10 protein-coding genes and 1 pseudogene are annotated in these 12,753 nt (G+C 49.0%); 9 read left to right on the plus strand and 2 right to left on the minus strand.

What is annotated here, in order from left to right; translation table 11 throughout:
* Positions 1 to 8 precede the first annotated feature (8 nt).
* Positions 9 to 1,607 (minus strand): sodium/solute symporter, encoded by a 1,599-nt coding sequence (locus ABWH99_RS08380; protein WP_375585834.1) that lies wholly within the window; start codon positions 1,605 to 1,607, stop codon positions 9 to 11.
* Between the two features lie 533 nt (positions 1,608 to 2,140).
* Between ABWH99_RS08380 and ABWH99_RS08385 the strand changes: the two genes are divergently transcribed.
* From ABWH99_RS08385 to ABWH99_RS08425, 9 genes and pseudogenes are all read left to right on the plus strand, one after another.
* Positions 2,141 to 3,850 carry a glycoside hydrolase family 43 protein gene (locus tag ABWH99_RS08385; protein ID WP_375585835.1) on the plus strand — a complete coding sequence of 570 codons (1,710 nt, stop codon included), beginning with the start codon at positions 2,141 to 2,143 and terminating at the stop codon, positions 3,848 to 3,850.
* Positions 3,851 to 4,311: 461 nt separating this feature from the next.
* Entirely contained in the window at positions 4,312 to 5,019 is a 708-nt protein-coding gene (locus tag ABWH99_RS08390) for a CPBP family intramembrane glutamic endopeptidase (RefSeq protein ID WP_375585836.1), read from the plus strand.
* Positions 5,020 to 5,047: 28 nt separating this feature from the next.
* Positions 5,048 to 5,437 (plus strand): hypothetical protein, encoded by a 390-nt coding sequence (locus ABWH99_RS08395; RefSeq protein WP_375585837.1) that lies wholly within the window; start codon positions 5,048 to 5,050, stop codon positions 5,435 to 5,437.
* A gap of 292 nt (positions 5,438 to 5,729) precedes the next feature.
* Positions 5,730 to 5,837: pseudogene (locus ABWH99_RS08400) on the plus strand (transposase); the annotation flags it as partial.
* A gap of 94 nt (positions 5,838 to 5,931) precedes the next feature.
* Entirely contained in the window at positions 5,932 to 6,168 is a 237-nt protein-coding gene (locus ABWH99_RS08405; RefSeq protein WP_375585838.1) for a hypothetical protein, read from the plus strand.
* A gap of 138 nt (positions 6,169 to 6,306) precedes the next feature.
* Positions 6,307 to 6,885, plus strand: a complete 579-nt coding sequence (locus ABWH99_RS08410) for a Crp/Fnr family transcriptional regulator (protein WP_375585839.1) — start codon at positions 6,307 to 6,309, stop codon at positions 6,883 to 6,885.
* 76 nt (positions 6,886 to 6,961) lie between these two features.
* Positions 6,962 to 7,594: an NAD(P)-dependent oxidoreductase gene (locus tag ABWH99_RS08415; RefSeq protein WP_375585840.1), complete on the plus strand. Its 633-nt coding sequence runs from the start codon at positions 6,962 to 6,964 to the stop codon at positions 7,592 to 7,594.
* 13 nt (positions 7,595 to 7,607) lie between these two features.
* Complete coding sequence (locus ABWH99_RS08420; RefSeq protein WP_375585841.1) at positions 7,608 to 8,222, plus strand: GNAT family N-acetyltransferase; 615 nt, start codon at positions 7,608 to 7,610, stop codon at positions 8,220 to 8,222.
* A 585-nt stretch (positions 8,223 to 8,807) separates the two neighbouring features.
* Positions 8,808 to 10,652 carry a LamG-like jellyroll fold domain-containing protein gene (locus tag ABWH99_RS08425; protein ID WP_375585842.1) on the plus strand — a complete coding sequence of 615 codons (1,845 nt, stop codon included), beginning with the start codon at positions 8,808 to 8,810 and terminating at the stop codon, positions 10,650 to 10,652.
* Positions 10,653 to 10,937: 285 nt separating this feature from the next.
* Here the strand turns inward: ABWH99_RS08425 and ABWH99_RS08430 are convergent, their stop codons facing one another.
* Positions 10,938 to 12,722 (minus strand): alpha-keto acid decarboxylase family protein, encoded by a 1,785-nt coding sequence (locus ABWH99_RS08430; protein WP_375585843.1) that lies wholly within the window; start codon positions 12,720 to 12,722, stop codon positions 10,938 to 10,940.
* Between the last annotated feature and the right edge of the window lie 31 nt (positions 12,723 to 12,753).

Below are 12,753 nucleotides of genomic sequence, written 5' to 3' on the forward strand. Positions count from 1 at the left end.
CGTTGTAATCAATAAAACGTCCAGTACAGGACCAATAGGGTAAGTACTAAAAGGGCAGTCAGCCAATTGACCAGCCGGGAGGAATTCCTTACTTTCAGGTAGAAACCGGGGAAAATAACCTGCTCTTGTTGGTCGAAATAAGAAATCACCGCGTATAGCAGGACAGCGAACAGGAAGAAGAGGGAAGTTTGCTGCAGCCAGTTGATGCCCAATCCATCGGTACTGGATAGGTAATGGGGGATTCCACCCACCGTCAGGTATTTTTCGACAACGAATACCGAGGCAGCGAACAAACTGCCTACCAGTAGCGTGTAAAACGAAGCATTTGCTGTTCCCCTGGAGGAAAGGATGCCCAGGAGAAATACCGCTACAATAGATGGGGCAAATATGGAAAACATTTGGTTGATCAATTCGAAAAGGGTCCCCAGGTTTCCCAAAAAGGGCGACCAAATCACTGCCGAAACCAAAACGATCAGACCGGTGAGTCGGCCGATAAAGATTTTCCGGCCATCCGTCAAGTTGGGTTTCAATTTGTCAAAAACATCGTAAACGATCAACGTGGAGCAGCTATTGATAGCCGCAGCCACACTGCTCATGACCGCGGCAAGCAGCGCCGCCACCATAAGCCCCTTTAGCCCTACCGGCATCAGGTTACTGATTAGGACTGGCAACACGCTTTTGGTATCCTCTCCGATTTGCTCCCGAAACAAGGCGAAGGCCAGTATTCCGGGAACGACCATGATGAAAACGGGTAGAATTTTCAGGAAACCGGCGAAAAGAGCACCCAATTTGGCCTGCTTTTCCGACCTGGCCCCCAGTACCCGTTGCACGATGGTCTGGTCGGTGCACCAATACCAGATCCCTAAAACCAGGTGTCCGAAGAGCATGTCGGTAAAAGTAAATCCCTTTTCTGCCGAATCAAAACCGACCACCCTGAATCGATCGGGGTCTACCGCGGCCTTGAGTTCCTCGTAGGAACCGATGCCCATTTCTGGCAATCGGTAGAGGGCCAGTACCGTAATGGTGATGGACCCCGCGATCAGGATCACGGTTTGAACCGCCTCTGTGATCACTACGGAAGTCAATCCCCCCACAATCGTATAAACTCCCGTTGCCAGAGCAACGATAAGGATAGAAACCAAAATACTCAGCCCGAATACATTCTCAAACACCACCGCTCCTGCGTACAAACTCACCCCTATGTGCATGAAAAGCGCCGCAAGAATGCTGAATATAGCCAATACCACCCGGGACCGGGAATCGTAGCGTTTTTCCAGAAACTGGGGTAGGGTGGTGATTTTGGTTCGCAGGTAGAACGGGATGAATACAAAGGCGAGAATGATAAGTTCGATGCCCGAAAACCATTCGAAGTTGCCCCAAACGATACCGTCTGTGAAGCCGGACTCAGCCAGACCTACCAGGTGTACCGTAGAAATATTGGAAGCAAAGAGGGAGGCACCAATCACCGCCCAGGAAAGGGACTTGCCGGCAAGAAAATAGCCTTCACTGGTCTGTTTTCTCTTCCGGACGGAATACAATCCAACGCCCACGATCCCCAGCAGGTAGCCCGCGATGACCACCAGGTCGATGGCTTCAATGGTGTTCATGGCCTGAAATTTCTACCGGATGACAGCAGGGGAAGCCCCGGTGACGCTAATCCGGTCCGCTTTACTGCCGAGAAAAAAAAACTACCTTTCCAGGGAGCAGATGCTTGCATACTCGTATACCTTATAAAACCAATCGCATCAAAGCTATAAAAAATAGGGCATAAGACCTAATTAATTTTTAATTCGGAGGAATGAGCTGCTCGCGCAATTGACGAGGACCGGAAATCGCAGAAGAACCCCTGCTGCTGAGCAACCATCCTTCTTTTCCGTCCGGCAGGCGATTGTCCGGCAAGCATTTTCCATAAAATATATGCTTCCGGGCTATAAAGTGTATGCGGAACATTTTATATTTGAAAGCGCCGGAAGGGTAAATCGGCGCGTTTCTATAGCAGCAAGCCCTTGGGTTTGATAGCTGCTTTTGCGACACCAGCAGCGTACCAGTATGCTTACCGGGCCCAAGATCGCCGAACCGCACATTGTTTCAGCAGCTGTAAATTCGAATAAAACCCGTTGACCATAACCTTTGCTCAGGCATGAAAAAATTTCACACCATCCTTCTCCTTTGCACGTTTCATATGTGTTTCACCGGCCGTAGCCTTGGCAGGCAGGCGCCTGAAAATGCTCCCGTTTTTTCCAAGGTGAGCTATCAGGGAAACGATGCCATTTACGAGGATAATCCTCTGTCTGAAGGGGAGTTCTACAATCCCATATTACAGGGTTGTTTCCCCGATCCATCCATCACCCGGAAGGGAGAGGATTATTACCTGGTGGCTTCTTCCTTTGCCATGTTCCCGGGGGTACCTCTGTTTCATTCCAGGGACCTGGTCAACTGGACCCAAATCGGACATGTGCTGGATCGCAAATCCCAGCTGAAGGTCAGCAGGGCAGGGATCAGTGCGGGTATTTATGCCCCGGATATCCTGTACAATCCGAATAACGACACCTTTTACATGATCACCACCCAATTTGCCGGTGGGTTCGGCAACATGGTGGTCAAGACCCGCGACCCCAAACAGGGATGGTCCGATCCGGTCAAACTGAATTTCAACGGGATCGATCCGGCATTGTTTTTTGATGAGGACGGCAAAGCTTATGTGGTGCACAACGATGCTCCCGAAGCAGCGCTTTACGAAGGACATCGGGTCATCAAGATATGGGATTATGATCTGGAAGCAGATCAGGTGATTGCCGGCACCGAGCAGGTGATCGTGGACGGGGGTGTGGACATCAGCCAGCAGCCCATCTGGATAGAAGCACCCCATATCTACAAGAAGGATGGTCGCTACTACCTAATGTGTGCGGAGGGCGGTACCGGCGACTGGCACAGCGAGGTGATTTTTGTGAGCGATCAGCCCAGGGGCCCCTACCTGCCTGCGCCCGGAAATCCCATCCTTTCGCAGCGCTACCTGGCCAAAGACCGCAAAAACAAGGTGGACTGGGCCGGACATGCGGACCTGGTACAGACTCCGGAGGGGCAATATTACGGGGTTTTTCTGGGTATCCGTCCCAATGAAAAAGACCGGGTAACTACCGGCCGGGAGACCTTTATCTTGCCGGTGGACTGGTCCGGTGATTTTCCGGTATTCGAGAATGGGCTGATCCCCATGCAGCCTAAACTCAGCCTTCCGGAGGGGGTAAAAAACAGGACCGGGCAGGAAGGTTTTTTTCCGAATGGCAACTTCACCTATACGGAAACGTTTGGTTCGGGGCCGCTGGACTATCGCTGGATCGGATTGAGGGGCCCGCGGGAGGATTTTATATCAATCACGGAGGAAGGGCTGAAAATTAAGCCTTTTCCGGTGACTACCAAGGAGCAGGCACCGATAGCTGCCTTGTTTTACCGGCAGCAGCACCAAAATTTCACCTTCACTGCTCATATGGATTACCTTCCTGCTTCTGAAACGGAACTGGCGGGAATTACCTGTCTGCAGAGTGAAAAATTCCATTATGTTTTCGGATTGACCCGGGCGGGAAGCGGCTACCGGCTGGTGTTGGAACGTACCGAAAACGGTGCGTCCACGGTGATCGGCAGTGAGGAGCTGCCGGTAGACGGGCCCCTGCAGCTCCGGGTGAGTGCCGAGGGGGATGGGTACCGTTTTAGCTATGCACTGCCGGGCGAAGCATTCGTAAATCTGGGCGGAACGGTATCCGGTGATATCCTTTCGACCAATGTGGCCGGAGGATTTACCGGCAACCTGATCGGTCTGTATGCCACTTCTGCCAACGATATCCGGCCGGAGTAAATCCGGTTTGTCTTTTTTTAGGTTTCTTTATTCTTTACGGGCAAGGATTGTGGCGGCGGATAGGTCACTTTTACCTGCCAACAGCGGAGCTGCCCTATTTCGGCTTTGATAATGGGTCCCAATTCCCGATGGTCCCCGGGGGCATGCACCCTTAGGAACAGCAAGCAGTCGGGAGAGATCGCTTCTACGGGGGATTGGTTGGCCAGGCGGTATAGATATAAAACAGCTGGTTGAATTTTCCTGGAATTTCTCTATCTTTAAAAGGCTGTTTTCCAGTAGCTAAAAGGAAAGCTTACTCAAAGGATTGCGGTTGGAAAAAAGCAAAGTAAACCGTGCAAAAGCAAGTTGACCAGACGAAAAGAAGAGAGTTACACCTCTCAAAATTGACTCATCTCAATTTTGCCAACCGGTAGACATACTTTCTGTAAACCACCTACCTGCAGCAACAACGAACGAGACTAATGAAAATCGCCATCCCCATTATATTGACCGTGGTTTACACTGCAGCCCTATTGCTTGCAGGAGGCCTGTCAAGAATAATAGGACTGGAAGTATCGGGAAACTCCTTTGTGAATCGACAAGTCACGTATCAGGTTATATTGCTTCTAATCACAGGAGTATCTTTGTTGACGACCTACATTTTAAACCGGGAAAACTTTCTGACGTACTTCTCATTTGGGCAAATTTCGATTCCAGGAAACGAGCTTAAAGTTTTTGGAATCAAGCAAGGGGATAGCTGGCTGAAAACAGGACTATCGCTTTGCGTGGTGATTACAGGGGTGACTGTCGTATTCATGTATTTCCAGCTAAAGAAGACAGATGTTGATTGGTCCATTTTGCCAAATGGAATTTTTTGGATAGTGCTTTTTTCATTGACCAATTCCTTTGGTGAAGAAATGATTTATCGAATGGGCCTTGTTTCTCCACTGCAAGGGCTCTTAACGCCAACCAAGTTATTTCTAATCTCGGCAGTAATTTTTGGACTGGCCCATATAAACGGCATGCCCAGTGGTATCATTGGGATAGCCTTAGCTGGAATTCTAGGTTTTGTTTTAGCCAAATCGGTTTTTGAAACCCAGGGTTTCTTTTGGGCATGGTTGATTCACTTTTTGCAAGACCTTGTCATCATTGGATCACTCTACCTCATGAATAAGACCATGTACGGATAAAGCCAATCGAAAAACCAGATAAATAACAATGATAAAAAAAAGCATTTTACCAGTTTTGCTAGCTACTGTTTGGATAAGTATTTCAGAATTTGTCAGAAACGAGTTTATCCTCAAATCTGATTGGACAGATCATTATGAAAACTTGGGTTTGATCTTTCCGTCGGAACCTATCAACGGAGCCGTTTGGGGGATTTGGTCTTTGTGCTTTGCCATTGGCATGTATGTTATCTCATTAAAATTTTCATTGGTTCAAACCATCCTCCTGTCTTGGTTCCTTGGTTTCCTGCTTATGTGGCTTGTAACGGGCAATATGAACGTATTACCATTTGGAATACTACCATTTGCCATTCCGTTAAGCATCCTGGAAGTATTTGGCGCTGCATTCATCCTGGCGAAAATGGCGAACAGGTCGAAATGAACACAATTATCGGACATCAAAAATGGCTGACCTGCCAACAAAATAGAATGGGACAAGTGTGGGACTTTTTGTAGGAATGATGTTAACTGCTCATGTTTTCGCGACAAGTCCGTATGATTGGCAAACCCATACAATAAGTGAACTTGCTTCACGGCATTACCAATATCGTTGGCTAATGAAGATCGGCTTTATTCTGTTCGGTCGCTAACCGGTTTCCGGCTGTTTTTTTAACCGATTTATTCTAAAAGTTTTATCTTAGTGCGTATGAAAAAAGAGCAATCTTACCGAAGAGCAGGTCCTCAACATCCTTAAACAGGAAGAGAATGGGCTCAACGTAGAAGAGATATGCCGCAAGCACGGCATCAGTTCTGTCACGTTTTACAGCTGGCGGAATAAGTAGGCCGGCATGGATGTGCGCGAACTCCGCCGTGTCAGGTGTCTGGAGGAGGAAAACAGTCGTTTGAAGAAAATAATGGCCAGGCAAAGCCTCGAGATTGGCAGGATCAAAAGTCTCTTGTCAAACTTGGGTTAATGCTCATGCAAAAGCAGAACGGCTGACCAATTCTGAATATGCCTGGCAGGTGTCCCGGCCATGGGCATACAGCAGGGTATCGCTATCCGGAACCATTACGTATTGCCAAAAGAAAATGCCAGCAACGGATGCGCAGGTTGAACGGCTGATTGAGCAGGAAATGGGCTGTGGCCGAAAAGGCAGAAACCAGCTGACCTGACTGGTGCAACAAAGCAGCCGGGCAGCCATGCAAATGCGTAAAATCCACTGTTGTATGGTTGCAAAGCAGGTAGGTCACTAGCAAGCGCCTGGTCCCATTTGTCTATTGAAACCGCATGCGTTCACTTGTGCCAAAATAATGAACACAGCCCCATTAAAATCCGCATTTAAAGGGTTAAATCCCCAAATATCTGAAAGAGAATGGGTTTTTCTTGAAAAATGTCTCCTTCAGAAAGAATTGAAAAGAAAAGACTGTCTGTTCGAAGCGGGACAGCTTCAGGGCTACATTGGGTTCATTAACCAGGGTCTTGTTCGCGAATACCTGATCGATAAAGAGGGAAACGAACATACCGTTTGGTTTTTTCGGGAGAATAGCTTCGTCACGGACTATCCGTCTTTTATTCGAAATACGCCAACGAAGAATACTTTTAGGTGCCTGGAAACATGCGAACTGATTCTTATTCCCCGGGAAGCAATTCTGGAATCCTATGAAGCGTTCCCGGCCTTTGAGCGCTTTGGTAGATTGATTGCCGAAAATGTGCTCATACAGCTTCAGGACCGCATAGATGATTTTCATTTTCTTTCCGCTGAAGAACGCTATTTGAAATACATCCAAGCCAATCCCGATCTTTTTCAGCGAATTTCGCTGACCCAATTGTCCTCATTTCTCGGTATCCGGAGAGCGTCTTTGAGCAGGATTAGAAAATACATATCCTGACGTATTTTGTAACATAGGTGTCAGGTAAGCACTGCATCCAAGCCGGTACTTTTGTCCAAACCAAAAGATGAAAACGATGAAAGTACTATTAGTTGGCGCAACCGGCTTCACAGGTAAGGCCGTGCTCCGCGAATTACTGGCTAAAGACCACCAGGTTACGGCTTTGGTGCGCTCCAAAAAACGGATTGACACGATCCATCCAAATCTGCGGGTGGTGGAAGGCGATGTTACGAATCAAAAACTCATTTCCCAGGCAATGGTGGATCAGGATGCCGTGGTCAATTGCATCGGTAAAAATAAGGGAAGCGAACCTGACCTGATTTCCAGCATGACCTCCCGGATCATCCGGTCCATGAAAGAGAATCATGTACTTCGCCTGGTTGCACTCAGTAACGTGGGCGCAGGGGATAGTTTCAAAAACCAGCCCTGGCTGTTCCGCGTCGTATTGTTGTCCACCATCTTAAAGTGGCTCCAATTATTGATTGAGGACAAGAATAAAATGGAATCCATGATCCGGCAAAGTGGCCTGAATTGGACCATTCTTCGCTTTCCGAAAATAGAAAACAGAAAATCGAGGAATAGAATCCGCATCTCCGCGGATGGAAAAGGGTTGTCATTTGGCATTAGCCTCGAAGATTGCGCGAATTTTATAGTGGCTCAGTTGGAAGATAAAAGCCTCTGGTACAAAAGCCCTTCCATCAGCAACTAAACTTCGAATAGAAATGGAACGTGTTATTAAAGCAAGTAGGTCAGATAAGGGCAGAATCATCGAACTATTGGTAGAAGCCTTCTGGAATGATCCACACATTATTTGGTTTACCGGCAATGGACCTAAAAAAAGGAAACGAATAGCCACCATGATGTCCCATGCGTTTGAGTCAGCCCTGTTACGGGGAGACGTGTACCTGACGGCAGACAAACAGTCAGCAGCCATTTGGCGAAATTCCCCGAAAAAAGGTTTCACTCTTCGGCAATTTTGGGAAAACATCCGATTTATTGCTCATTTCGGGTTGAAAAAAGTAAAGGCGATAGGAGACTTGGACAAAAGGCTTCAGGCCGGTTACCCCTCAAATGAACCCTATCACTACCTTTTTATTATCGGAACATCAAAGGAAGGGCGGGGCAAGGGCCTGAGTAGCCTGCTTGTAAACAAGGTTTTGGCCGAATCCGATGCAAAAGGAGTTTCGACTTATCTGGAAACGGCCAACCCGAACAATATTCCGATATACAATGGAAAGGGTTTCACCAGCTATGGTACCCTGGACCTGAGGGGTGCTGATCCGGTTACCATTCATTTGATGGTCAGGAATCCGAAAAAAGCAGGCCATACAACGTAAACCGATGGAATCATAAACGATTCGTACTTCCCCGACCCTGCTTTCCCCGGAAAGGGTGAGGCATGTTGGCCAGGGTTTGAAGATTGGTTATTGCCGTGCCGGCGAGGGGTAAGATCGCCATTTATTGCCTGGTAAAGGCCCGCCTGTAGGTGTGGTAGGTAGCGGATTTGCGAAGCCATGGGATAGCGTATGGGGAGCCGAATCTTTGTTCATACCGCTCAAAAATACATGCCGAAAGCAGCGGGGGTAACCCGGCTTGTACCTATTTGGGAAATTGGTTTATCCCTGCATGCTTGGCTGGCTAAAGGTACCAGGGGTCAGATATTCCTGCCACAGAGCCGCCGGGAGGTGCGTACCGGGATTTTCTTCCGGAATAGAGTAGCCGAAATGATAGCGGGGCAAGCGATTTTTCTGCCGATTGCCTTTTTCAAAATCATTCGGAAGTTGGCCGGATTACCGTTAAATTGCTCTTTCAAACAAATCCATTTCAAAAATGCCTCGGATCGCGTTCTCGGAGCGGTCTAAAAAGGCGGGGTATTGCCTTCTAGGTTACCTTCTGTAGTTTCTATCGTTACAGGCTATCAAATGAAACACACCATCAATTGCCTGGCCAACAGGACCGCTACTTTCGTTGGTAGTAAGCTGAGCTTTACAACGACTGGCATGCTCATACGGGCCTGCACAGCGATTTTTTGCGTGCTGTCGGGCTTTTACAATCCGCTCTTTTGTCAGCAGGTTTCTTCCGTTTCCTCCACCGACTATGAGGTGAAGGTACTACTTCCGGAAAATTTTCCGGAAGCCGGAAAGCAGTATCCCCTGCTTTGTGTATTGGAAGGAGATAAATACGGACAACTTGCGGCTGAGATCGCTCGTGACCTGCATCGCCAAGGCCGTGGACTGTCACTTATCGTAGCAAGCATTGCGGTCAAAAACCCCGCAAGTGCTTACTTCCCACAGTTAACGTATAAGGAACGGTTTACGCCCTCGCAAATGGAAGGAGAGTCACTCTGGGAATGGATCGAAAATGACCTGTTCCCTGGATTGGCATCCAAATACCCTATTGCGCCCTATCGCATATTAGCGGGCAGGGGTGAGGGAGGATTTTTTACGATGTCTACCATGTTATACCGTCCCCGACTATTCCATGCCTATCTGGCCGCTGCGCCCACGGTCTACCGGCTTGCAGAACCAGAACGCGAATACCGTCGGTTTTTGGTCGGGAATATGGATTTCAGTGCGTCCGTTTACCTAACGGTAGGCTGGGGTGATCAGGAGCCCATGATGGAGACGATGAAATTTGCCCGGCTTATGCAATCGCATTCCTTGGAGAGGCCGATGAGTTACCGGTTTGAGATGATACAGCAGGAAACCAATGCCGGCATCATGAAAGCTACTATTTCCAAGGGTCTTAGCCATTTGTTTGAAGATATCCGGCTTACCACCATGCTACCGAACGGTGGAATCGAAGGCTGGCGTAGCCGGCAGAAAGCATTGGTAAAAAAGTATGGCTATGATCCCATAGGCATGGACTTACCTCCGGTATCTGTCGGTCAAGATTTGCAAAAATTGTTGGGGTTACCGGCGGAGCTTATTGAAGCACAGGCGCGCGTCTATTTGGCAGACCTCGAGAAAAAATACATCAATACAGCAGACGAAGTGCTGAGTACTTGCGCCTACTGGAACGTTACGGGGGAACAGCAGGCAGCGCGGGCATTGGCGCGTGCTGCCCTTGCCCGATTTCCTGGGGAGCGGGCTTTGCAGGCATTGGCTGCGGGCAAGGACGCGGGTATTCAAAGCCCGTTTGTCAATAGTTATGGGCCAATGGTTTCACTGGACAGGGGTCTGGCGGCCTACCTTTCTTTTGACCGGAGGGATGAAGAAGTTGTCTTTTCAGGGGTGGAATTGGGAGAGGGTAAGCGAGGCAATGCCGCTTATTTTTCAGGGAATAACAGTACGATTACGCTGGATAATGCCGTATTAAACGGGCATGCCGGTTCATTTTCTTTTGCTGCATGGGTTTGGATAGACGAACACCGGAATTTTGATCGGCTCTTGGGCAAGCCGGCAGAGGATGGGCAGCGTCCGGTTTGGCAATTTGGACTCGGTCCGGTCGGTGATTTGCAATGGGGACTATCGACCTTCAACAACAGCTGGAAGGACTATTGGATCAACCGACCCTTTCCAAGCAAAACTTGGATGCACCTATGCGTGGTAGCGGACCAATCGCAGGGAAGGGTCAGGTACTACCTAAACGGCGAATGGGTAGGTGAGGTGCATGAACTTTGGCCTTTTCCCAGCTCCTCTGCACCGGTTCTTTTGGGCTGCAATGCCATGAGCAAAAACAACTTTAGCGGAAAACTTGATGAAGTATATCTATACGCGAGAGCATTGAGCCCAAATGAAGTACGGACCCTGTACGAGGACCGGTGAACTCATAGTTTTTATCCATCGTGCGTAATTTGCCATAGCCTGATCCGGAATTAGATACAGGTCCGACCTGCAAGACCTCCGGTACCCTGTGTCCACTTAGAAAAACAGTTTTTCAGCGGCAAAACCGGTCTTAATTTCTGCCATTGGCCGCCCCTTGTTCTTAGTGGGGACGCCGGGAAATAAACCTGTCTACAGGAACCTCCTGACCGAGATTAGGAATGCCGCTCATTGAGCGCTATCCGATTCGCTATTGACCGGGAGTTCCGTGCAGCAAAAGATCAGAAACTAGTACTTGGATTCTGGTGGCCAATTGGGATTTTCTGTTTCGTCTTCTCCGATGGCGCTACTCAGGTGGGGCCATAAGACCTCCGGAGTATCTTTGGAGGGGATGCTGACCTCGACGACAAAATTCTCATGGGGCGTCTGCCTGATTTCCTCCAGTACGGTCCGTAGCTCATCGATTGTACCGGCTTTTCTGCCGATACCACCCATCGCATCGGGTAGTTTACTGTAGTTCCATCGGGGGATCTCGTTGTACGAATAGGTCGCATCCAATAAATTATTGGAATAATCGACCGGCGGTTTTCGAAAGGGGTTGGGGTTCACCAGGTATTGTTCGATCCCGTAAATCCCATTCGCCAGAACGAATACCACCGTGTTTTGACCGTTTGCGTGGTGCTCCGCTACAGCCTGGCAGGTCTCATGAAAGGCCCCGTCTCCTACCGCCACCATCACCCGTTTGTGGGGTACCGCAAACTTCACCCCTGTTGCCGCCGCGACGGAGTAGCCTATTGCCAACCAGGCAGCCTGGGCCACAAAGCCGTTTCTCTCCGGGATGGTTACACCTTGTGCCCCGATCAAGGGAAACCCGGCATCTACGACGAGAACGGTATCTTTCTCTTTTTTGATGTAGCTCTCCAATTCTTTGAAAAACGGCGTGTAGCCCATGCTCTTTTCGCTCGTCTCAACCTGGGCCAGCCGCTTTAGTGGTGGATGGATGCCCTTCAAATTCAATGTAGGCGAGGTTTTAAATGCCTCGGTAAGCGCTACGATAAACGTTTTTAAATCCACCAAAGGAAAAAACTCCGAACCTACAAACACCCCGTCATGCGCTGCCATAATGGTTCTGTCACTCCTGATATTCTGGTTTTCGGTATCCTTGCCGATGGTCCAGGCACCGATGCCAATGACCACACCGTCGTCCCCGACCAGCTCATTGATTTGATCTTTTGTAAGCGTAACACAGCCGTCAAAATAGGGATTGTCTTCGGCGATACAAGACTTGCCTAGTGCCGAGGTAACAAAGTGAATCCGCTCATTGCTTTGGGCATGTTGGTCGTTGGTGACTTTGAGAAGCTCAAGAAATTCTTCTTGCAAGCCCATGCGTTGCAACTCAATTCCAGCCCAGAATATGGATTTTGGCCGGCTTCTGATGACCTTCATCGCCGCCTGTACGACTTTGCCTACTTCACTCACGGTCACGATGCGTCCTTTCCCGGAGCTCAAAGATCCTTCCGGTGATTGGCAGGTTGCCCGCCACACGTCTTCGGTCACTTCCAGGTACACGGGTCGTCCGTGCGTAAGCAAGGCAGTCAGTACCGAGTCTATTTGAAAGGGTGCCTGGGCCGCATTGGTGATGCGCTCGGCAGCCACGGTGATCGATCTGAACATGTGAATGTCCACAAGGTCATAGCCCGTAGTATGCGAATACAGAAGCCCCACATTTTTTTCATTACTATCCTCCTTATTTGTGGGCGCACCGTTGATCATCAGGATGGGCACCTTTTCAACGAAGCTTCCTGCAATGGTGTTGAGTGCGGTAAATGGGCCCACGCTATAAGTCACATATACGGCACTCGGCTTTCCTTTGACACGGGCGTAGCCATCCGCGGCAAATCCCGCGGTGATCTCATTGGAGTTATTGATAATTTTAATGGGTGAATCGGTATCGGCGATGATGGTGTCAAGCAGGGGTGCGGTATAATTTCCGGCGACACCAAACATATACGCTATTCCAAGCTCTTCCATACGGGATTTTAGGTAACCCGCCACCGTCATTTCGGTTTTCATGTTCCTGATCTGGTTATTAGGTGATAAAAAA

The sequence above is a fragment of the Cyclobacterium xiamenense genome (genome assembly GCF_042140265.1).
Classification (GTDB): domain Bacteria; phylum Bacteroidota; class Bacteroidia; order Cytophagales; family Cyclobacteriaceae; genus Cyclobacterium; species Cyclobacterium xiamenense_A.

Excerpts from the sequence above, each read along its gene's own strand:
- ABWH99_RS08380 (WP_375585834.1), bottom strand. The coding sequence starts at position 1,607 with ATGAACACCATTGAAGCCATCGACCTGGTGGTCATCGCGGGCTACCTG.
- ABWH99_RS08385 (WP_375585835.1), top strand. The coding sequence starts at position 2,141 with ATGAAAAAATTTCACACCATCCTTCTCCTTTGCACGTTTCATATGTGT.
- ABWH99_RS08390 (WP_375585836.1), top strand. The coding sequence starts at position 4,312 with ATGAAAATCGCCATCCCCATTATATTGACCGTGGTTTACACTGCAGCC.
- ABWH99_RS08395 (WP_375585837.1), top strand. The coding sequence starts at position 5,048 with ATGATAAAAAAAAGCATTTTACCAGTTTTGCTAGCTACTGTTTGGATA.
- ABWH99_RS08410 (WP_375585839.1), top strand. The coding sequence starts at position 6,307 with ATGAACACAGCCCCATTAAAATCCGCATTTAAAGGGTTAAATCCCCAA.
- ABWH99_RS08415 (WP_375585840.1), top strand. The coding sequence starts at position 6,962 with ATGAAAGTACTATTAGTTGGCGCAACCGGCTTCACAGGTAAGGCCGTG.
- ABWH99_RS08420 (WP_375585841.1), top strand. The coding sequence starts at position 7,608 with ATGGAACGTGTTATTAAAGCAAGTAGGTCAGATAAGGGCAGAATCATC.
- ABWH99_RS08425 (WP_375585842.1), top strand. The coding sequence starts at position 8,808 with ATGAAACACACCATCAATTGCCTGGCCAACAGGACCGCTACTTTCGTT.
- ABWH99_RS08430 (WP_375585843.1), bottom strand. The coding sequence starts at position 12,722 with ATGAAAACCGAAATGACGGTGGCGGGTTACCTAAAATCCCGTATGGAA.